Origin of the sequence: Streptococcus oralis subsp. oralis (genome assembly GCF_002096445.1) — a bacterium.
GTDB lineage: Bacteria > Bacillota > Bacilli > Lactobacillales > Streptococcaceae > Streptococcus > Streptococcus oralis_N.
In genome coordinates this window covers 755,363-777,142 of record NZ_NCUK01000013.1, presented here as the reverse complement: position 1 = coordinate 777,142, position 21,780 = coordinate 755,363, and the positions used below count along the sequence as shown (strand labels likewise).

The following is a 21,780-nucleotide window of genomic DNA, read 5'->3' as shown; positions in this document are numbered from 1 at the left end:
ATATAAATTATGTAAATATGATCTACAACAACAAATCTTTGACTTTTCCAATTTCACTTTTTGGAATCACCAGGTGAATCATATCACCAAGATACATTCTAGTTGAGCCGTTAACGGTTTGGCTTTTGCCATTATGGACTTGGGTGGTGATGAGTACGTTATGTGGTAAGTTTAGTTCGTGAACCTGTTTTCCAGCGATCTTATCTGATACAGGGATTTCAATAAGAGTGACTTCTCCTTCGTCTGTCGCTTCTTCTGGCAGCATTTTTTCTAGCATGGCCTCATAGACTGGCGCCCCTTTGAGTAGATCCATGACGATGTATGCCACCAAGGTCACTAAGCCAAGTGGCATGAGATTGCGAATGTCACCTACCATCTCAGTTACGAGGATCATGGCAGTTAAGGGTGCCTTGGATATTGCCCCAAAGTAGCCACTCATTCCCAGAATGACAAATATAGGGAATTGTTCCTGACTGACAAGCCCAAGATCGACACAAATGACACCAACTAGGGCACCAAGTAAGGAACCAAGCGCCAAAATGGGTAGGAAAATTCCTCCTGGGAGGCCACTTCCATAACTAATCATACTCCAAACAAAGCGGATCAAAAAGTAAGCTAATAAAACTTGAAAACTAAAATTTTGCTCAGTTAAGGAAAGAACCAGCTGATTTCCACCACCAAGAATTTGTGGCAAGAAAATCCCGACTGGTATGATAAGGATAAAGGCTAGGATTGGATAATAAGCTCTATCTAAATGGATTGTTTGACCAACCCAATCATAAACTCGACCAACATTGAGTACAGCTTTCTCATAGAGAAAACCAGAAAGCCCGAGAAAAACTCCCATAAGGAGGTATATCCAATACTGGTCTAGGGTCATGAGAGGAATGTTGTCTGGCATATCTAGTACGGGTGTTAGGCCGAATATGAGTAGTGAGACAAAGTTTGCTACGAGACTAGCTGCTAGAGTTGATACCCAGAAAAATCGTGAAAAATGGTGATAGACTTCCTCCACAACAAAGAGGAGACCTGCAATCGGTGCATTAAAGGCAGCGGCTAAACCTGCAGCAGCTCCACTGGCAATCAGGGAACGTTCCTCTACTGGACTAGATTTGAGCCACTTGGCAATACCTTTACCACCAACAGCTCCAAGTTGAATACTTGGCCCTTCTCGCCCTAGCATAAGGCCACTGGCAATAGCAAGAATACCTAATACATATTTCTTCCAGAGGACACTCCACCAGTTTAGAGTCATGAGTCCCTTTAGTTCAGCTTCGACTTGAGGAATTCCTGAACCCTTGATATCTTTTTCTGACCGAGTTAGTTTCGCGCTAAGCCAGCAAACTATTACATAAAATAGGCCAATGATAAAAAGATTGCGCACTAAGTGCGCTTGATCTTGATAGAGTCCTTGTATCAGATGGAAGCCCTTTTCGATTAAGAAACGAAAGGATCCGACGATTAGCCCGACGACGAGACCAACAATGATTCCTCGTCCAACTTGGGATAATATGGTGCTTGAGGCAAAGGCAAATTCTTTCTTGGAACTGAGTGTTTCTGACTGTTCCTCCATAATCATTTCCTCTTATTTGTCTTTCTTAGTTGAAACTAGTGTTTTGACTGGTTCAAAACTGGTTCGGTGAATTGGGGTGACACCTAATTTTTCCAGTCCTTCTAGGTGTTTAGCTGTTCCATAGCCTGCATTAGCTGTAAAATCATATCCAGGATATTGCTGATCGTATTCCTTCATCAATTCATCCCGTGTCACCTTGGCCACTATAGATGCAGCTGCGATAGAGAGGGAGTTAGCATCTCCTTTGATAATGGAGGTTTGTGAAATTGGTAACTCCAGTTTCATGGCATCTATCAAGAGGTGCTCAGGTTGCGGACTGAGCTGGGAGATTGCTTCCTTCATAGCTAGTTTAGTAGTTTCATAGATATTGACTTGGTCAATGACTTGATTATCCATGATACCAATCCCGATTGCTAAGGCTTGGTCTTGAACAGCTTGATAAATTTCCAGATGTTTCTTTTTGGGGATCTTTTTGCTATCGTTGAGGCCTTTAATCTTAGAATTTTTAGGTAAAATAACAGCTGCAGCAACTACAGGGCCAGCAAGAGGACCACGTCCAACCTCATCAACACCTGCAATTAGGGTCAATCCTTGCTTGTAAAGCTCTTTTTCGTAGGAAAGCATAGTTTCTAGGCGAAGTTCTTCATCCAGTTCAGCCTGAATGGCTTGTTTACGCTTGTTAATTTCCTTTTGAACTCCAGAACGAGGATCCTTTTCCAGTTCAAGAAAAAGGGGATTGTCTAATTCTTTAACAGTGGCAAGAAGTTCTTTGATTTCTTTAATCGTCGTCATCGATGTCGTCCAATGTATCTAAGGTATAGTTACCGAGTTTTCCATCACGGACTTCCTTGACGAAGAGGCTGTAAAAGCGGTCGTAGTCGTCTCGGAAACCAAGGGCACGAGTCATATCCATGATGATAACAGGTGCTTCTTCTTCTATTTTCATTTGTTTGAAGCGTTCAGCTAGCTTTTCTGGATAATGTTTTTTGAAATAATCAAGACCAAAAATGGTCACTTCATCCATTGGGAGTAGTTGATCTTTAATTGCTCCAGTCAAGGCTAGTTTCAAAGCAACGGTTTCGTCTTCGAACTTAGGCCAGAGAATCCCTGGTGTGTCAAGGATTTCAAGGTCTTTGTTGGTTTTGAGCCACTGTTGCCCCTTAGTAACACCTGGTTTATTGCCGACAACTGCAATCTTTTTCCCAGCCAAACGGTTCATGAGAGTTGACTTACCGGCATTTGGAATTCCGATAATCATGGTCCGCAAGGTTTCAATCTTGATACCGCGTTTTTTCTGGCGTGCAATCTTATCAGCCATGAGCTTTTTAGCCGCATCTGTCACAACTTTTACAGTTACTTGCTCTTTGGAGTTGATAGCCAGAGTTTGGATTCCCTGTGATTCAAAATACTGACGCCATTCTTTGGTCATTGCTGGGTCAGCAAGGTCTGCCTTGTTCAAAATCAAGAGTTTTGGTTTATCCCCAACAATCTTGGTTAACATAGGATTTTGACTAGATAAAGGTAGCCGAGCATCCACCAAAATTGTCACAAAATCAACAAATTTTAAATTCTCCTGAATCTGTCGCCGAGCCTTAGACATGTGGCCCGGAAACCATTGAATAGTAGCCATAATATTTTCCCCTTCCGACTAAAAAAACGTAATAAAACGTTTTCTTTCTCATCATCTATTCTATCATAAATTAGGTGCTTTTGCACAGGCTTTGACTAAAATAAAATCACACTGTAGCGCATAACTTAATTTATGTAATTCAACATTTACTTGACTTTTTTTGCTAACAGGTATATACTTAGTGTATACTAATTCGTGGAGGTAGAGCGATGAATACAGTAAAGACTCGGAAGGTGGGGAATTCGCTCACTGTGACCATTCCTAAAAATTTGGGTATGACAGAAGGTCAAGAAATGATTGTCTACAAAGGGATTGACGGAGTCATTGTCTTAGCTCCAAAACTAAAAGATCCTTTTGATGGGATTACTGATTTAAGAATGACAAACGATTTTGAAGGGGTAAGGTCACTTGATAGCGAAATCTGACTATATTCCTGAAAAGCAGGATATCATTTGGCTGGACTTTGATCCATCAGTCGGTCGAGAAATCCAGAAACGGCGACCTGCCTTGGTTGTTTCTAGGAAAGAATATGCCTTGCAAACTGGTTTTGTAGCTGTCTGTCCTATCACTCATGGCCAACATCGTTTGGCAGAAAAGGGCTTGCTTGTTCCTGTCTCATCAGATAAGGTAGATGGTGCTGTTAATCCATTTCAACTGTATACCTTCGATTTTCGGATGCGTAATGCTCAAAAAATAACAAGAATGGACACACAATGTTTTCAGAAAGTCGTCCAACTTTACCAGTACATCTTTGGAGATACTTAAATCCTACCATGCATAGACAAGGTAGGATTTTTTCTATATGAGTAACCTATTTAAGAACGGGTGAAGGCAGTTAAGGAGAATTCCTTTAATCCAGTTTTCTTGTGCTGATGATAGATGTTCTGCCTGAAGGCATTCTTTTAGAAAATCGCGGACTTGTTCTGGTTCAATTTCAAACTCAAAGGCTTTCATCTTGTAGAAAAAGTCGATGAGATGCTCAGATAAGTATTCATCTGAAAAGCGTACTTCTCCACTTTTTCGATATTCTAATAAAAGCCGAGAAAATCTGGATTTTTCATCAGGCAAATCCCGAAAATAAGAATTAAGAAGCCAAGTCTGCTTCTGCTTTCGTTCAATCGGATCTTGATTTGCAATCCGCTGATCCTTTTCAAGCTCCTTTTGGTTTTGTTTAGCCTTAATAGCCCGTTCGTCTCTATTTTTTCCAAAGAGGATTTTCTCCCATTTTCGTTCTTCTTGGGTCAAGGTTTCTGTAAAGCCAAAGTAATCTTGATAGGCTCGTTCTGCAGGTCCCATAGCAAGAATGAGGTTGTCAGCGTATTGCTTGGCGATTTTATCTCTTTTCTTGCGTTCTTTCTCTGCTTGAATCCGTAAATGCTGCTCGTAGTAAATTTTCTCCTTGCCTAGTTTGACAAGGTAGAGTTGGTCATCGGTCTTACCAAGTAGAAAAGGTTTGATACACTTTTCCAGCACTTCTTCCATACGAGCCTTCTTATTTGGATCTGCCTTGGTCCAACTTCCACCTTGAAAGACCTCTAGGAAGAGCTGATAGTCTCTCTCAGGCGCAAATTGATTGCCACGATTGGCTTTGAAAACACCTTTTTCCCAAAACCATTTTAGAAGTCGTTCGTCAAAGTCGCTTTTATTAACCTTGATTTTTTCCTTTTTCTTGACTTTTCTAGTCAGATTTTCAAGCTTTCTGAGAAGTTTTTCTTCCTCTTCTAGTTTCTGGTCGAGGCTAATCCGATGAAAATGGCGAACACAATCGCTACCGATAGGAAAGAGACGCTGAGCTGTGACAGTATTAAAGAGTTCGTAAGAGTATTTAATGGCATTTCCGCAGATACAATTACTACGCCCAATACCATTAAAAATCAAGGAAACTTCATTCCATTCCTTGGTAGCTTGATCCCAAGTATCAGCTTTTGAAGCTTGTAAAACTGCATCGTGCAGGGATTTTCTAACTGGAAGTGTCATGAGGTCTCCTTTCTAGATTATATTTTTACAACTTGTACCTCATCTTTGCCGAGCAAAATCAAGTATTTTTCAATGTTTTCAATCGAATAGGCTCGTGATAAAGCTTCTCCATAGAGCGCTAACTGCCCACGATAGCGTTCAATAAGCTGATTTGGTTGATCGTAACGGTCAGTCTTATAGTCAAAGAGGACAATTCGGTCTTGATAGAGTAAATACCCATCTAGAATCCCACGAACAACAAAGTCTTCCTGACTCTTTTGATCTTTTTTGAGCATAGAGAAAGGTTGCTCGCGGTAGAGATGGTCGGTATTAGCGAGAATCTCCTGACCAAGTGGTGTGTCAAAGAATGCAAGGATTTTAGAAAGATTGATCTTATCTCTGACACCTGGGCTGGTTTGAACTTGTTTGAGAGTTTCTGTTAGACTACCAAGTGTTGGTTGCTGACTAAGATCAATTCTTTGCATGAGTTCGTGGGTTGCACTACCAATCTCAGCTCCAGTTACCTTTTCTTTAGTTGAAAAATCTGGTAAATCAAAGCTGATTTGCTTTTCCGGTGATGGAGTTGGGTTAGCAATTTCTACCCCTTCCATATCCATAACGGGTTCGTAGAATTTCTTGATTTGGCTTGGTGTTTGAACACTTGGTAGTTCAATGGCTGCACGGTGAAGAGTATTATAAACTTCCACCTCTTTCAGCATTTCCAAAGCTTCCTTGATGGTTTCTGACTGGCGGTTGTCTGCTTGGGATCTATCTAGTAGAGGGCTCTTGTTTTCCAACTCTCCAATAGCTTCTCTGGTCAGCTGGTCTTCACCAATAAAACGATAGCTAAAGTTGAGATCTTCCTTGGCAAATACTTTGCTGATAGCCCAGATCCAATCTTGGAAATTTCTTGCTTGCAGTCTGGTATTGCTATCTAATTTTCTGCTCTCAGCTGATGGATATTCCTTGGCTTCTAGCTTTTCACGAGAACCCTTGCCGACAAGATAGAGCTTTTTCTCAGCTCTCGTCATGGCAACATACAGCAAACGCATCTGCTCTGAATAGCTAGCCAATTGTAATTCTTCTTCATTCTGCGTATAAGTTAGACTGGGAATGGAAAGTTTGATGGTTTTAGGATAGTGTGCTTCCACTGCTCCTGTTTCCACTTTGGCAATGTATTTGACACCAAGCCCATTTTGACGACTGAGAATAACTTCTGACATCGAGTCTTGCTTGTTGAAGTCCTGATCCGTGTTGAGGATAAAGACATAAGGAAATTCCAATCCTTTGCTCTTGTGAATGGTCATAAGTTCCACGGCATCTTTAGGCGGTGCGACGGCTACGCTTGCGAGATCGTGCTGGGCTTCTAGGACTTGGTCAATCATACGTATAAAACGCGACAAGCCCTTGAAATTACTCTTTTCAAACTGGTCAGCACGTAGCGCTAGGGCATAGAGATTGGCCTGTCTAGCAGGTCCGTTCGGCAAAGCCCCAACATAGTCATAATAAAAACGGTCGTTGTAAATCTTCCAAATCAAGTCATAGAGAGAGTGAGTTTTGGCATACAGGCGCCAAGAATCCAAGATATCCATGAACTGACTTAGTTTTTCAGCTAGTTCTGTGTGAATTAACTCTTTCTGGCTAGCTGCTTGTTTTTGAGCATTGATCAGTTTCTCAAAAAGATTCTCTTGGACTTTATCTTCTGCTTTCTGAAGGGACAAGCGTGCCAACTCGTCCTCATCAAAGCTAAACATAGGAGACTTCATAAGTGCTACCAAGGCATAGTCTTGCAGGGGATTGTGAATGACGCGCAGGGTGTCCAGCATGACTTGTACTTCTAGGGATTGGAGATAATTGTTTTGCTCACCGTCGGTTTTAACTGGAATTCCGTACTCAGACAGGGCGAAGAGAATCTGGTCATTTCGACTGCGGCTAGAGGTCAAAAGGGCAATTTTTTTGAAGGCAACACCTTTTTCCTGATGAAGTTTCAAGATTTCCTTGATGACCAGGCGCATTTCACCAGTGAGCTTCGTTTCTGCTTGGCTCTCTTCGTCCTCTTGCCCACTATCGTCCTTATCGTAGAGGAGAAATTCTGCCTTGTTGTCTGGATTAGGAGTTAGTTTGGTATTGGCAAAAACAAGCTTGTGCATGCTGTCATAATTGATTTCACCGACCTCTTGGTCCATAAGACGTGCAAATACATCATTGGTTGCAGACAGCACTTCTGAACTACTACGGAAATTTTCCTTGAGGAGAATCAGCTTTCCTTCTTGAGGATTTTGCGCATAGCATTGGAATTTTTCATTGAAGAGCTGAGGATCTGCCTGACGGAACCGGTAGATAGACTGCTTGATATCCCCCACCATAAAGCGATTGTGACCATTCGACAGCAATTCCAGCATCCGTTCTTGAATGTGGTTAGTATCCTGATACTCATCGACCATGACTTCGTGGAATCGTTCCTCATAAGCCTCGCGAACTTGTGGGAAATTCTCTAAAATCTCAATGGTGTAATGACTGATATCAGCGAATTCAAAGGCATTTTCTTGGCGTTTACGTTCACGATAAGCCTCCACAAAATCACTCATAAAGGTTTGGAAGGTTTTAGCTAGCTCCCATGTGTCTTCATGATAACGTTCTTGATAGTCGAGAATGGTTATCTGGTCCGCCAGTTGTCCTAGTTTAGCAAACTGGGCTTTTCTCTCATCGTTATAGGTATCAGCCAGTAGTTTCAAATCGGCCTTACGACTGGAGTTGGCCAGAGCTCGACCATTTTTCTCCTTAGAGATGACGACAACACGCGCAAGCACTGCTCGATAAGCCTGGCTATCGGACTCTTGATTTAAGGAGCCAATTTCATCCAGAACCAGCTGCATATTTTCTAAATAGGCAGCTTTTGGAAACTCCTTGGCATCATTATCCAGATGATAACGGAAGAAACTTTCCAAGTCCCAAAGCGCTTGCTTGATTTGCTCAGTTAGTTTGTCTTTTTCATTTGCAAAGTCAGCTTTTTCAAACCCTTTGAGGAAAGACTCGTTCAGCCATTTTTGGGGGCTACTGGTGGATTGAAGGAAATCATAGATTTTGTAGACTTGCTGGCGCAGACCTCGTTCATCCTTGCCACGCCCAGCAAAGTTCTTCACCAAACGGCTAAATTTCTCTTTATTCTCACCTTGGTAAAGCTCTTCAAAAACCTGATGAAAAACTTCGTTTTTTAAGATTAACTGTTCACTTTCATTTTGTAGAATACGGAAATTTGGTGCGATATCAATCAGATAGCCATGTTTACCGAGGAACTTTTGTGTGAAAGAGTCCATAGTTCCGATAGCCGCGTTTGGCAGATCTGCCAACTGACGTCCCAAGTGTTGTTTGAGATCGAGATCATTGGTTTCTTGAATTTGTTGGCTGATTTTTTTCTCCAGACGTTCCTTGAGTTCAGTAGCAGCCTTGACGGTAAAGGTCGAGATAAAGAGTTGGCTGATTTCTACACCACGCGCCAATTGATCAAGAATGCGCTCTGCCATGACAAAGGTTTTCCCTGAACCAGCAGACGCTGAAACAAGGATATTTTGCCCTGCGGTATAAATGGCTTCGATTTGCTCGGCAGTTTTCTTTTGTTCCTTGTTCGAACTCGCTTCTGCTTCTTGCAGTTTTTGAATCTCTTCCTCAGTTAAAAAGGAAATGGGCTTCATCGATTCAACTCCTCTCTCATTTTTTCAAACCAAGCTTGCTTAAGTTTTTCTCCTACCAGACGCTTGCCATCAGATAAGTCTAATTTCTCAAGGAAACGGGCTTGTCCCAAGTGGTAATTGGCTTCAAAACCTGTGATAGCTTGATGCTGCTGAACGTATGGGGCAATGCTTCTGCCATTTTCGGTATAGGGATTAATGGCGAACTGGCCTTCTAAAATCTTCTCAGCCGCCTTCTTGTAAAGATGGGCATTGTAGTCCAATAAGAGCTGGAATTCCTCGTCTGTCAGCTGGTTGGCCTTGTTTTTGTTGTAAAATTCTCCCAAATGACTACTTTCTTTTTCTAAAAAGAGTCCTTGGTATTTCATTGATTTGCTGGCTTCTACTACTGCTCCTGCCAGACTTTTAACAGCTAATAAAGATTGGACAGGTTCAGCCATTTCCAAGTACATAGCGCCGAAAAAGTTCTGCTCCCCTTCTCTTTTTAGGGCAGCAAGATAGGTGGGCAGTTGGGAATTGAGGCCATTAAAGAAATTCGGAAACTGGAACTGGGTCAGACTAGACTTGTAGTCTACCACTCCTATCGCTCCATCAGCTTTCAGGCGGTCAATGCGGTCAACCTTGCCTCGCACATGGACACTGCGACCATTATCCAATTGAATAAAGGCCTGATCTTTGCCACCAAATGTTGCTTCCTCTTGGATGGTTTCAATGGCTGGATTATGACGAAGGATGTGGCCTGTTGTCCGAGCCACATCAAGTAGAACTTCCTTGGTAAACTGGGCTTCCAAACTTTCCTGATAAATAGCTTCAAATTCGCGTTCTTGGCTGGTTTCCTTGATGGCTTGTTCCAAACGCTGGTCAAACGGATTTTCAGCAGGTAGTTTCAAGGCACGTTCAAAAATACGGTGCAAGAAATTCCCGTGACTGCGAGCATCAGGGCGCAGGCGCAACTCTTCCTGCAAACCTAAGACATAACGGAGGAAATAACTGTATTCATTGCGGTAAAACTCCGTCAAACCAGACGTAGACAGGTAAAACTCCTTGTCAGCGGGATAGAGAGCCTGCAAGGTCTCTTTCTCTAATGGCTTGCTGCTTGGACTAGTTGGGATTGCTGGATTTGTAAGACCTTTTTGATCAAGTTTTTTCCCCATCACACGCGCTAGAACCTTGACAAAGGTCACATCTTGCTCATTTTCACTAGAACCTGCCTGCTGATGATAGGCTACTAGACTAGACAAGAGACTGTGATAAGAACCCATATCATCCTTAGACAGACTTTTTTGATGAATCTTCTTCTCTATTCGGCTAAATCCAAAACCCACCAGTTCCTGAAGATAGGCCGATTCCTTGCTCTCATTTTCATTGAGGAGACTTGGAGCGGATAACACCAACTGCTTACGAGCAGCATTGACCAAGGAAAGCATGGTATAGCGATTTTTCTTGAGATTTTCGCTACTTGCAATCAGTAATTGTGCTCCCTCCTCAGTCGCTTGGTTTAGACTTTGTCTTTCTTCATCTGTCAAAAGACTGGTGTTTTGCGCAATTTTTGGTAAATGATCCTGAGTCAGACCGATGGCATAGACAAAGTCAGCAGTCAGAGGAGCAATCAGATCGTAACTCTGCACCAGAACGGTGTCAACAGTTGCTGGAATGGTACGATACTGGGATAAGCTCATTCCAGAATGGAGCAAGGCTAGGAAATCCTCTAGACTAACCTGTGTACCAGCGAAAACGGTCGCAAATTGTTCTAAAACATGGCAGAAAGCCTTCCAAACTTCGGCTTGTCTTTCCTGTTCTAGAGTTTCCATAGTAGCTGTCAATTCTTGCATCTGCTTGCTTAAAGCAGCATTTTTTAGAAAAGTATTCCACTTTTGCAAGAGATTTTCAGTCTTTTGCTTCCGACTGGCAAATAAGGTTTCAAGTGGCGCCAAAACTCGCAGACGAAGAGAATTTAAACGCTCTAAATCAAATTTTCCATGGTGGGATTTGGTAAAGGTCTGCTGAAAAGCTGGCAAGCCATTGATGCCAAGATAGCGGAGATATTGCTCAAAAGCATCAATATCCGCCTGGCTAAGGTCAGTATACAGACCAGTTCTGAGGAGATTAATCAAATCCTCCTGACGAAAACGGTAGCGTTTCAAACGCAAAATAGATTCGACATACTGAGTCAAGGGATGATGAGCCATGGATTCACTTCTACCAAGATAGAATGGTATCTGGTACTGGTCAAAAATGGTTTTCAACGATAACTGGTAAGAAGCCACATCACCCAGCAAAATATGGAAATTCTTGTAACTCAGTTCTGGATGGTCATGTAATTTCTGACGAATAGCGCGAGCCACCAACTCCAACTCTTCCTTTTGTGTCAAACAAGACCAGATTTGCAGATTTTCACGGTCCTTCTCATCTACATCTAAAGTAAGTTCTGAAAAATCATAAGAAGACTCCAGCAAACGAGAGGCCTTGTCAAAACTATCCATTTTCTCATGTGTCTGAGAACGATCCTGAGCAGGTGTTTGGTATTTTGCCCCCAAATGATGAAGAAATTCCACACTGGCTTGGTAGAGATTCCCTTCAGTGAACGGACTGCTATAAGCCTTCTTGCTTGCATAAGCACCAATGACAATCTCGACACCTTTTCGATGGAGTAGATCCACTACACGCTCTTCCTCGGCAGAAAAACGGGTAAATCCGTCAATGACTAAGGCAAGTTGACTGAAATCACTACTTACCTTGTCATTCTCAATAGCCTCAATCAAATGGGACAACTGACTTCCCTGAGCCAACTGACCTTGATTGAGATAGGCAGTCACTTTCTCAAAAATCAAGAGTAAGTCTGCCCGCTTATCCTCATCCGTCAAACTTTCCAAGTCCAAAAAGCTCATCTGAGCAGTCGTCATCTCATGATAAAGTTCAACCAACTGCTGGATAAATTGAGGATCCTGCTTAATCGCACCATAAACACGCAAGTCCTTGGGATCTAGTTCGGCAAGGCATTTATAAAAAGCTATCCCAAGCCCGATGTCATCTAGACTCGTCTTAGTTGGCAAATCATTTAAAACCAGGTAACGAGCCATCTGAGCAAAACGCGTGACGGTAATCGCAAAAGAAGCCTGCTGGGACAAGCATTCCAGCACGGCGCGTTCCTTTTCAAATGAAAGAGAGTTGGGTGCGATGTAGAAAACACGCTTGCCAGCAGCAACTAGCTCTTCCGCCTCTCTCGTTAAAATTTCAGTCAAAGAAGTCCGAATATCAGTATAAAGTAATTTCATCTCAGCCTCGTTTGCTTTATCAAAGTTTCTTACTCTATTATAGCAAAGTTCGCTTCACAGTCCAAATCCAAAATTCTAGTTGACAATCATTTAATTAGCAAATCAATCATCCTTCATCATCCACTTTCATATGCTGAAAGATATAGAGGAAAAAGTCTTTGGAAACTTCAAAATGTCCATAACGAAGTCGAGAAGTATAATCTTTCCATTCAGGATGTTGTTTGGCTATTTCTATGGAGCAATCTTTGACTGGTTGATAATACTCGACATTTCGTCTAAAGGGAAAGAATCCTTCAAATTGCTCTACTTGATAGGCTTTGTCGTCTATAATTTTACCTACGGCCACAAAAGCCTGTAACTTATCTTGACCATTCATATCGTATTTTGGGCTATAGTATAAAAGATAGTCTCCTTTTTTCATACGGTTTAAGGGCCCGCCCTTTCCATGACAGACCTGGCAAAAATTCCCTTCAACTCCTCTTAAAACATGGTTCTTTGAAACAACTCCAACCCAATATCTAGGCATTTTTATCCTCCAACTCTACTAACATGCGATTAAAACTTTCTCTATCTTCAGAAAGTTTATCAAAAAATTCTTCATCAACCCCTTCTACTAAAGGTAAAGCTTGATTGACCTTCTCCGCGCCAGAATTCGTCACTGAAACCAGTTTTGCCCGACTATCCTTTGGGTGTTGATCACGTCTAATGTAGTCTTTCTTCTCCAGTAGCCTAACAATCTGGGAAACCGTCATAACATCCATACCGGTGAACCGAGCGATATCAACTTGCGTTACATATTCCTCTCTATTAGACAAAAACAAGAGCGAGGTTAAAACGATAAATTGAGGCAGAGTGAGACCAACTGATTTCAAGACTCTTTTTAAGTTGCTTTCCCACTTGTTGTAGACTTTGATGAAAAGAAGACCTGTAGACTCTGTTTCATCGTTTTTATAAATTGAATTAAATTGATACTTTGACATTATTTCTCCTTGAATATTAAGTATACATATTATAAATGAATTTATTTTGTTTTTCAAGAAAAGGAAAGCCGAATGTTACAATTCTGTCAGACATTTTATAGTCTATATGCTATAATAAAAGCAAAACACCTAGAAAAGGAAGTCTTATGATTAAACTACTAGCCTTGGATATGGACGGAACACTCCTTAACGAAGCCAAGGAAATCCCACAAGCTCACATCACTGCCATTCACCAAGCTATTGAAAAAGGTGTCAAACTGGTTCTCTGTACAGGTCGCCCGCTTTTCGGTGTCCTTCCCTACTATAAACAACTAGGACTGGACCTTCAGAATGAGTATGTCATCGTCAATAACGGTTGTTCAACCCATCAGACCAGTGACTGGAGTCTAGTGGACTGGCAGGAACTTAGTCCAGCTGACATTGAATACCTCTATGACCTAGCTGAAAAAAGCGACGTCCAGTTAACTCTTTTTGATGAGAAACATTATTTTGTCCTCGGTGGCAAGCCTAATGAAATTGTTCAAAATGATGCCAAGCTCGTCTTTTCAGACTTAACTGAAATTTCCCTTGAGGAAGCGACTAGTGGCAAGTACCGTATGTTTCAGGGTATGTTTTTAGGCACCAAAGAGCAAACAGACGATTTTGAGCAGCGGTTTGCTGAGGAACTCTGTCAACAATTTAGCGGTGTTCGTTCGCAGCCTGTCATTTATGAAGCCATGCCACTTGGAACGACAAAGGCTACTGCTCTTTCTCGACTAGCAGCGATTTTGAAGTTCGAGCCCTCAGAAATTATGGCCATGGGCGATGCCAATAACGATATCGAAATGCTTCAGTTTGCAGGACTTGGCATTGCTATGGGAAATGCCAGTGACCATGTCAAATCCCTTGCTAATGACGTTACAGCTAGCAACGATGAAGACGGCGTCGCGCGTGCCATTGAGAAGTATATCTTATAATTGAGAAGCCCAGTTCATGTCAACTGGGTTTTGTTTTTTTAGAATCACAAAACTTTAGAAACTCTTTAGAATTACTTGAGCTTTCTTTGATTTCTATACCTTATACTAAAGTTAGTAAAACAAATCAAAAGGAGAAAATCATGAAAACAGTACTTGAAATTCATGGACTGACCAAACAATTCGGCCAACAAGCTATTCTTCAAGATCTTAGTCTAACCATAAAAGAGGGAGATATTTATGGTCTAATTGGAAAAAATGGAGCAGGTAAAACTACTCTTATTAAAATCATTACACAATTATTGTTTGCGGACAAAGGTACAGTTTCCCTCTTTTCTAGTCAAGGACAAAATGAGTGGACCAAGGCATTATCTCAAGTGGGTTCTGTTATCGAATCACCTGTAGCTCACAATCACTTGACAGCATACCAGAATCTGAAATATTATTGTATGATTCGTCATATTCCAAATGCTGATAAGGTGATTCATGAAACTTTGGACTATGTTGGCTTGTCAGATACAGGTAAAAAAGTCTTTCGTGATTTCTCACTAGGAATGAAACAAAGACTTGGCATCGCCATTGCTCTCCTATCAAAACCCGACTTCCTGATTCTTGATGAACCTATTAATGGTCTCGATCCGATTGGAATCAAAGAATTTCGTCTCATGATCCAGCGACTCAATCAAGAAAAAGGCATAACCATCCTCATCTCTAGCCATATCTTGTCAGAACTCTATCTCTTAGCTAATCGCTTTGGTATTCTGGATCAAGGTAAGATTATCCGTGAAATCAGTAAAGCTGAGTTTGAAACACTGAGCGAGGATTATATTGTGCTTAAAACAAACGACAAAGAAAGAGCTTGTCAGGTATTGAAAGAACAAATCCAGCTCCAGTTTAAGGTTGTCAATCCTGACAATGAAATCCATATCTTTGGTAATGAACAAGATGTCAAACAGATTCTTAAGCAACTAACTTTGTCCGATGTTACTATTGATGAGATTTACTTTGCCCGTCAAAACCTAGAAGAATACTTCACCCAATTGGTAGGATAGGAGAAAAATCATGATACATACCATTCAAGCAGATTTTTACCGTCTTTTCCGCTCCAAAGGATTCTGGATTACAGAATTCATTCTCTTTGTACTTATGTTACTGGGTGCTACTATTGGCGCTACAGGGCATCTAATGTCAGTTCAGCCAGCACCACCTGAGCTTCATACCCATGGTTGGAATGGGATAGAAGCTCTAATCAACGCGTCAAATAACGGCTCAAACCTCGTTTTCCTCTGTATTATTCTAGTGTGTTTAGTTCTTGGGGTCGATTTAATCGGCAAGCTTTATAAAAATAGTTTGACAGTTGGCGTTTCTCGTACAGAATTTTTCCTTGCTAAATTCTTTGTACTAGCAAGTATCGCTCTCTTACAACTCATCACCAGTCTTGTGATTGCCTTTATTCCCGCGACTCTACTAAATGGACTTGGTACGATACCTGATGGTTTTGTTACTAATCTCCTCTTGACGATTTCCCTTCAATTTCTATGCCTTCTCGCTTGGCTTTCGATTGTTTCCTTTATTCTCTACCTAACTCATTCTTATCTTGCCGTATTTATTGGTTATCTGATTAGCTCTATTGTCGTTTCTATTCCAATTCTTGTTTTCCCAGACATTGAAATTCTACGATATTTAATTCTAGATTTTGCCTATGCTATGACTACTAATAGTCAAGCTATTCTCTATACCATCACGGTTTGCGTAACAGTCATACTTTTCTTCTCTTTCAGTGGACTGATTATTTTCAAGAAGAAAAGCTTATAAAAAGGACCTCCTCTAGGATATAGAGGAGGTTTCTTCTGTTAAAATTAACTTCTACACCTACAACGCTTATTATGTCAGACTTTATAACAATCTAAGAAAAAAAGTAGAGAAATTAGAAACATTTTTATTTGAATAGATTTCAATATCCGCTTAAAATCAATGTCCCTCCACTTTTTAAGAAAACAAAATTTCACTTAATTTTAATAAATTTCATTTGAATGGTGTAAATTTCATCCCAAAACATGCGAATTGAATTAAACTACATGTTGACAAAAAGTTCACACCATCTAGTTTTTTATTGTAATTCACAATTATGATATGACTAAACTTATAAAACCTAAAAAGAGAGTATCGTTTATAAAAAAGTAATAATTCACTTATATTATTCGCAATTAATTCTTATTAAAACGTAGAATATTTTGTAATAATATCCTTATAATTATATAACTGACAAATAAAATCTTCTCTAATTTTTAAATCCCATTTATTTTCTATGTTTGAAAACTTATAAAAATCTTTCATTTTATCCAAATCCATTTTTGATTGAAATAACTTTCTTTGAAAATCTATAAAAATTTCATAATATCTTTCATTATTATATAATTCTATTATTTTAATAACCTTTAAGTAATTTTTAATTGGCACTTGCAATTTTGTGTCAGGAATCACTTCTAAAACAATACTGCCATTTATATATTTAAATTGTACATACCCAATCACATCAATTTCATAAGGAAGTACAATAGGTAAGATAAAGTCCTCGGATTTCAATCCCATGTTGCAATTTTTACAACAGAATATTATATTCTCACTATACAAAGCCAACAAAGGAAACTGACTTTTAGGTAAAAAATGATCTGGGTCACCGTTTACCATCTTACCATCACAATATGGACATCTCCATCCCTTTCTATTAGATTGAATTTTCAGCTCAGTCTTTATAGATTGATCTTGATTAAGGCCAAAATAATATTTTTTTACATCCTTTCTATTAATAAATTCTTCATACAGATAATTACATAATTTTTTCAGATCAGGATCTTTAGAATAATACAAAAAATTTAAACTATTTGTATATTTTTCACTTGATAGTTTATTAAACATTCCATTTTTTATTGAATCATAAAATAAACGAATTTTCGATATACTTTTTTCATTTTTTGATACTATATATAACATTGTATAAAAGTTTTTCGTAGTAATTAAGTAAGTAAATTTATACATTCTTGAATAAGACTCTGATTTTTTTTGAACGTCTTCAATGAATTTTTTTCGATCTTCATTTGTCGGTAAATCACCATTAGAGGAAATAAAATCATCTTGATGTCTTTCCAATATCATGAATACATCGTACCATACTTTATCAATTCTTTTATCAATATATCTAGCTTTCATCATTTAATTCCATCAATAAATCATAATATTTCATAAACAAATCAATTTTCCGAGCAGAATCTGGTAGTAATTTTATAGATTGTAGCCCTGATATCTGTTTTTCCTTGTTATCTGAATTCAATAATCTTTCAATACTATCAAATGTTTCCCTAATCAAAATGCTGTCAATCAATCTGACACCAAATACTTGTGATAATATTTCATCTATTTCTACACCAAAAGTACCTACTTCAACTTTTTCCACTTTTAGTGCTTTTTGTGTTTTTTTTAGTATGACAATATCATCACTATTTAAATTTGAAACAAGTAGTGGAGAATGAGTTGCAATAATAAAATGGCAATTGTAATTTTTAAATAATTTCTTTAACCTATATATATAAGAAATCATCCAACTAGGATGCAAATGCAGCTCTGGTTCATCAATTAATACTATAGAATTTCTCTCAATTTCAGTAACTAGCTTTGTAAATCTCAATAGTGTTCCCAATTCCCCAGAACTTAAATCAACTAGCTCATAACTTTCACTATCAGTACTATTTCTATTATTTGCCATCGCCTTATCAATATACATTTGAGTGAAAAATTTTCTATCTAAGTAATATTTGCTGAAAGCAAATATCTCATAAAAAATGCTTTCTCGATTAATAAACTCTTTTAGATCAGTAAATAGAATAGCCGGTTTCCCTTTATATCTGAACGTTAAATCAGTTCTATAATAATGCATAAGCAAATACCTTATACTATTTTCAACAAAACGGAGTTTACCAATATAGTCCACCATTTTGATAGACAATTTCTTCCTTTCAACTATACGACAATCATCTTCATACAAATCACTAGGCCTATTTTCATTATAATATTTCTCTTTAAACCTACACCATTCTTGACATAGCATTTCATCTTTAATAATGCAATTCATAATTCCATCTAATCTTTTTATTAGAGAATCAGAGTTCATTATTTTTTCTAAATAAAAATTACTCCCTTTCCTTCCAATAGGTGAATTAGCCCAGGTTAGTACTAAACTCTTTGGATCTATTTTTAGAAACTTAAACACTTCAAGAATATTATTAAATTTTTCCACATCTGACAAACTGGAATATACTATATTATTAATAAAATCATTGGTAACGCTTACGTTTATCATTCCTCTATACGAACTTACATAGCGATGTTTAAAACTATCCAAATTATTTTTACTAAGTTTATCTAATAACGCAAACGAGTCTAGCACTATATTTATATCCGTTTTAGGATTTTTATTAGTTATACATATATCATCACCATTTTTATTAATTTTTGCATATGATGACGAAGTATAACTAATCTGTCGAAATAGACCATAAATTTCTTTAAGCAACGAGGTTTTTCGAACTCCATTTTCTCCGACTATCAATGTAAACTTTGATTCATCTGAGGATAAAAGTTCATTTGAAACATCAAAATCAATGTCTAAATCATTTCCTAAATAAAAATTCTCTATATGCAATTCTTTTATTTTCATAAAGCATTCCTCACCTCATAATAAATTCTCTTTTGCTTCATCTTACCGTTTTTATACTACTTTATTTTCAAAGAGGAATTCTAGAAGAACATTTACTTCTATAGTTTCAACAACTTCCTAGTTATTAATGGTAAAAATGAACCCTGATAACCTCAGCCACCTCAACGATCATATCAATCTCGCGAACTTTTGTTATTTCAGATTTACATCAATTAGAAACTGACTGTGTATTAACCTAATACCTCTATTGAAATCTTAGGCATTTCCCCTGATAAAACTAACTTATCCAATTCTCATAAAGGCAAAAGATATTGATATTTTACAAAATTAAGATTGAATTAGTTCTTGATTTGATTAGCATTTTTTATTTTTCCTATTTTAATTATGTTATATTATAGCAAAAAAGAGAAGAACATACCATTCTTTGTACATCTATTTTTAATTTACTTCTATTAAAGATAAATAAAGACTGAAAACCATTCTCCATCAGTGGCTAGCTTCATATCCGCTCCAAGAAGATGAACTAATTCCTCGGTAATATAGAGACCTAAACCAGAGGATTCTTCGGTATCCGACATATTTTCAGAATAAAAACGATTGCTGAGATTGTCTATATTCTTGATAGGTTTTTTGACAAGGTTATCAATTTCCAAAACAAGCCTATTTTCTTCCTTTTTCAAAGAAAGTCGAGCCTTCTCCTTGCCGTGCTTGAGAACATTTCCAAGGAGGTTTTGTATAATTCGATCAAGCAAGTCCTCATCAGTCGTCGTTTTCAATCCTGGTTCAACGTTAAAATCAAGAACAATATGTGAAGATTGAAAAACGTCGTAATAAGCTAAAGTCTTTTTCGTTATAAAAGTTGATAAATCAAGCTCTTCCAGTTTCGGTTTGACTGCTCCTTCCATCAAATGACGGTATTCGAGGAGAGCCTCCAAACGTTTAGAAACCAAATCCTGATGATGGGCTATTTTATTTAAGGTTTCTGAACTATTATCGGGGTGTTTTATTAGTTGCTGGGTATATCCTGAAGCGATTGTCAAAGGTGTCCGAATATCATGAGCGATATTACTGATCGCCATATCTAGGGTGCGTTTTTCACGCTTCATGATTAGCTGGTTTTGCTCCACTTCCTGAAATAGATTCTCAATTTGGTTATGTAGTCGCAAAATGGTCTTTGAAAAGAAATTTACACCGATCCTCTTCATGCTACCAGAGCGAATCTTTTCTTCGATTTGTCTGCTTAAATCTCTAATTGCTATATGATAGCGAATCAAAGAAATCGCCAAAATGATGTTAATGAGGAGCAATATAGATATCAAAATGTAAATCATTACTTATCTCCTTTTAATCGAACACCAACTCCCCAAATGGTTTCGATGTACTCGTGATTTGGATCCAGTTGATGCAGTTTTTTACGGAGATTGCTTAGATGGGTGTTGAGCGTATTGTCTCCAGGCAGGTAACTTTCTTCCCAAATTAATTCATAGAGTTCTTCTTTGGTGAAGATCTTTTTAGGATGCTGGAGCAACGTTTGAAGAATCTGGCACTCTTTCTTTGCAAGGCGAATGGTTTCAGTTGCGTTACTTATTTCAAAACTATCCGCATCGAACTGGATATTTTTAAAGTTTTGTACGAGGTTATCAATTTCTCTTCGATCTCCTGACTGATGTTCACCACTTTGGCGTAATTGCACAGTGACTCTGGCAAAGACTTCGTCCAAATCAAAAGGTTTTACTACATAATCATTGGCACCATCTAGGAGATATTGGCTGATGAGCTTTTTATCACCCAAAGCAGTGAGCATGATGACCGGAGTCTGACTAGTTTGTCGAATAGCTTGCAAGACTTGGTCACCATTTTTCCCAGGGAGCATGATATCTAGTAAAACGAGATCAATGCCACCTTTGTCAAATTGCATGATACCTTCTGTGCCAGAAAATGCTTGGATCACCTCGTGTTCCTCTGTAAGAAGGGTTCTTAAAATTTCCTGGATTTCATTATTATTTTCAATTACAAGTATGTTCGCCATAAACCTCGTCCTTTCTAAAACTATTATAACATGTTTTGTTAGGAATTCCGGATACAGAAAAGCTCCTCTCACATTTTAAGTAAGATGGAGCTAATGGAAATTGAATCTATTTAACCAAATAAGCAATCAAAGTTATGATCCATAGATGAGCCGGGTAGAAAATATAAAAGAAATATTTGCTCCAGTTGCTTTCCTTTCCTCTCTGTCCATTATAAAGTGCCATAAAAGGAAAGACTGTGATAAAGAGCCAGTCAGAATTGTAAAGCATCATTTCCAGTGTTTGGTGCCAAGTGTCGTAAATTTGGATGGAAGTAACTAACAAGAAGGCCCAGAGAAAGGCATAGAGGAGATTTCGCAAGCCCTTGCGATTTCGACAAGAGTAACTAATCAAGAGAAATGGTAGCATGGTGATACCACCCTCGGTAAAAAGACAACCGAAAATCAAGAGACCAGCAACCCCAATCCGACGCCACAACTTCTCTTTTTTATCCAGCTCTTTTCTGGGAAAACCAATCCAAAGCATGGTGACACCAATTGCCAAAGTAAAGAAAATATTATTATTGACCATTACTCCTTTGGATGCAAATAGGGCATTGAGTAGACTATTTCCAGCAAACATGATAAGCGCCCAAGACCAGAGACGGATGAGGTAGTTTTTCAAATTTCGAGTATGGATAAATCCTTCCATAGCCATATAGGCAAACCAAACTCCCACACAACGGGTCAAGGCGTGAAAAATACCTTCCCACAGAGGAGAAACGATTCCGGTAATATGTGGGATATGGTCTAGAACCATTACTGCCGCCATCAGATACTTCAACTGCGTCGCATTCCATTTTTTCATAATAAACCTCTTTCTTTTTGATCTACATAGAGTATAGCATACATTTCCGCGTATAATCGTACACCTATCTTACATTTAAAAAGCCTATCTTACATTTTTGTAAGACAGGCGTGAATATTAAAAGTTTATTATGAAAT

18 protein-coding genes are annotated in these 21,780 nt (G+C 38.7%); 5 read left to right on the top strand and 13 right to left on the bottom strand.

Going from position 1 to position 21,780, the window contains the following annotated elements; all coding sequences use genetic code 11:
• Positions 1-22 precede the first annotated feature (22 nt).
• Genes B7721_RS07125 through ylqF form a run of 3 tightly spaced genes read right to left on the bottom strand, consistent with a single transcriptional unit; the run spans position 23 to position 3,203 of the window.
• Entirely contained in the window at positions 23-1,573 is a 1,551-nt protein-coding gene (locus tag B7721_RS07125) for a ClC family H(+)/Cl(-) exchange transporter (protein ID WP_084878266.1), read from the bottom strand.
• Between the two features lie 12 nt (positions 1,574-1,585).
• Positions 1,586-2,365 (bottom strand): ribonuclease HII, encoded by a 780-nt coding sequence (locus B7721_RS07120; RefSeq protein ID WP_084878264.1) that lies wholly within the window; start codon positions 2,363-2,365, stop codon positions 1,586-1,588.
• Positions 2,352-3,203, bottom strand: coding sequence for a ribosome biogenesis GTPase YlqF (ylqF, locus tag B7721_RS07115; RefSeq protein ID WP_084878262.1), 852 nt, complete (start codon positions 3,201-3,203; stop codon positions 2,352-2,354). Before ylqF ends, B7721_RS07120 begins: the two co-directional genes overlap by 14 nt.
• A gap of 209 nt (positions 3,204-3,412) precedes the next feature.
• Between ylqF and mazE the strand changes: the two genes are divergently transcribed.
• A complete protein-coding gene (mazE, locus tag B7721_RS07110; RefSeq protein WP_049484461.1) occupies positions 3,413-3,628 on the top strand; it encodes a type II toxin-antitoxin system PemI/MazE family antitoxin in 216 nt (71 codons plus the stop codon).
• On the top strand, positions 3,612-3,968 hold the full coding sequence (locus B7721_RS07105; protein ID WP_000560795.1) for a type II toxin-antitoxin system PemK/MazF family toxin: 357 nt from the start codon (positions 3,612-3,614) through the stop codon (positions 3,966-3,968). The genes mazE and B7721_RS07105 overlap by 17 nt, the downstream gene beginning before the upstream one ends.
• 33 nt (positions 3,969-4,001) lie before the next feature.
• Here B7721_RS07105 and B7721_RS07100 read toward each other — a convergent pair whose 3' ends face one another.
• The 5 genes from B7721_RS07100 to B7721_RS07080 all read right to left on the bottom strand — a co-directional run bounded on the left by B7721_RS07100 (position 4,002) and on the right by B7721_RS07080 (position 13,103).
• Positions 4,002-5,180 (bottom strand): hypothetical protein, encoded by a 1,179-nt coding sequence (locus B7721_RS07100; RefSeq protein ID WP_084878261.1) that lies wholly within the window; start codon positions 5,178-5,180, stop codon positions 4,002-4,004.
• 17 nt (positions 5,181-5,197) lie between these two features.
• On the bottom strand, positions 5,198-8,851 hold the full coding sequence (gene addA, locus B7721_RS07095; RefSeq protein ID WP_084878259.1) for a helicase-exonuclease AddAB subunit AddA: 3,654 nt from the start codon (positions 8,849-8,851) through the stop codon (positions 5,198-5,200).
• Complete coding sequence (rexB, locus tag B7721_RS07090; protein WP_084878258.1) at positions 8,848-12,123, bottom strand: ATP-dependent nuclease subunit B; 3,276 nt, start codon at positions 12,121-12,123, stop codon at positions 8,848-8,850. The genes addA and rexB overlap by 4 nt, the downstream gene beginning before the upstream one ends.
• A 106-nt stretch (positions 12,124-12,229) precedes the next feature.
• Positions 12,230-12,649, bottom strand: a complete 420-nt coding sequence (locus B7721_RS07085; RefSeq protein WP_084878256.1) for an EVE domain-containing protein — start codon at positions 12,647-12,649, stop codon at positions 12,230-12,232.
• Positions 12,642-13,103: a MarR family winged helix-turn-helix transcriptional regulator gene (locus B7721_RS07080; protein ID WP_084878254.1), complete on the bottom strand. Its 462-nt coding sequence runs from the start codon at positions 13,101-13,103 to the stop codon at positions 12,642-12,644. The genes B7721_RS07085 and B7721_RS07080 overlap by 8 nt, the downstream gene beginning before the upstream one ends.
• 146 nt (positions 13,104-13,249) lie before the next feature.
• Here B7721_RS07080 and B7721_RS07075 point away from each other — a divergent pair, with 146 nt between their 5' ends.
• The 3 genes from B7721_RS07075 to B7721_RS07065 all read left to right on the top strand — a co-directional run bounded on the left by B7721_RS07075 (position 13,250) and on the right by B7721_RS07065 (position 15,871).
• The gene (locus tag B7721_RS07075; protein ID WP_084878253.1) at positions 13,250-14,059 is read left to right on the top strand and encodes a Cof-type HAD-IIB family hydrolase; all 810 of its coding nucleotides are present in this window, start codon (positions 13,250-13,252) and stop codon (positions 14,057-14,059) included.
• A 140-nt stretch (positions 14,060-14,199) separates the two neighbouring features.
• Positions 14,200-15,108 carry an ABC transporter ATP-binding protein gene (locus B7721_RS07070; protein ID WP_084878251.1) on the top strand — a complete coding sequence of 303 codons (909 nt, stop codon included), beginning with the start codon at positions 14,200-14,202 and terminating at the stop codon, positions 15,106-15,108.
• 10 nt (positions 15,109-15,118) lie between these two features.
• The gene (locus B7721_RS07065; RefSeq protein ID WP_084878249.1) at positions 15,119-15,871 is read left to right on the top strand and encodes an ABC transporter permease; all 753 of its coding nucleotides are present in this window, start codon (positions 15,119-15,121) and stop codon (positions 15,869-15,871) included.
• Between the two features lie 402 nt (positions 15,872-16,273).
• Here the strand turns inward: B7721_RS07065 and B7721_RS07060 are convergent, their stop codons facing one another.
• From B7721_RS07060 to B7721_RS07040, 5 genes are all read right to left on the bottom strand, one after another.
• Complete coding sequence (locus tag B7721_RS07060; protein ID WP_142358577.1) at positions 16,274-17,269, bottom strand: HNH endonuclease; 996 nt, start codon at positions 17,267-17,269, stop codon at positions 16,274-16,276.
• On the bottom strand, positions 17,256-18,770 hold the full coding sequence (locus B7721_RS07055) for an AAA family ATPase (protein WP_084878246.1): 1,515 nt from the start codon (positions 18,768-18,770) through the stop codon (positions 17,256-17,258). The genes B7721_RS07060 and B7721_RS07055 overlap by 14 nt, the downstream gene beginning before the upstream one ends.
• A gap of 452 nt (positions 18,771-19,222) precedes the next feature.
• Positions 19,223-20,101: a sensor histidine kinase gene (locus B7721_RS07050; RefSeq protein ID WP_084878244.1), complete on the bottom strand. Its 879-nt coding sequence runs from the start codon at positions 20,099-20,101 to the stop codon at positions 19,223-19,225.
• Positions 20,101-20,799, bottom strand: coding sequence for a response regulator transcription factor (locus B7721_RS07045; protein WP_084878243.1), 699 nt, complete (start codon positions 20,797-20,799; stop codon positions 20,101-20,103). The genes B7721_RS07050 and B7721_RS07045 overlap by 1 nt, the downstream gene beginning before the upstream one ends.
• 106 nt (positions 20,800-20,905) lie before the next feature.
• Entirely contained in the window at positions 20,906-21,643 is a 738-nt protein-coding gene (locus tag B7721_RS07040) for a TraX family protein (protein WP_084878242.1), read from the bottom strand.
• Positions 21,644-21,780 lie beyond the last annotated feature (137 nt).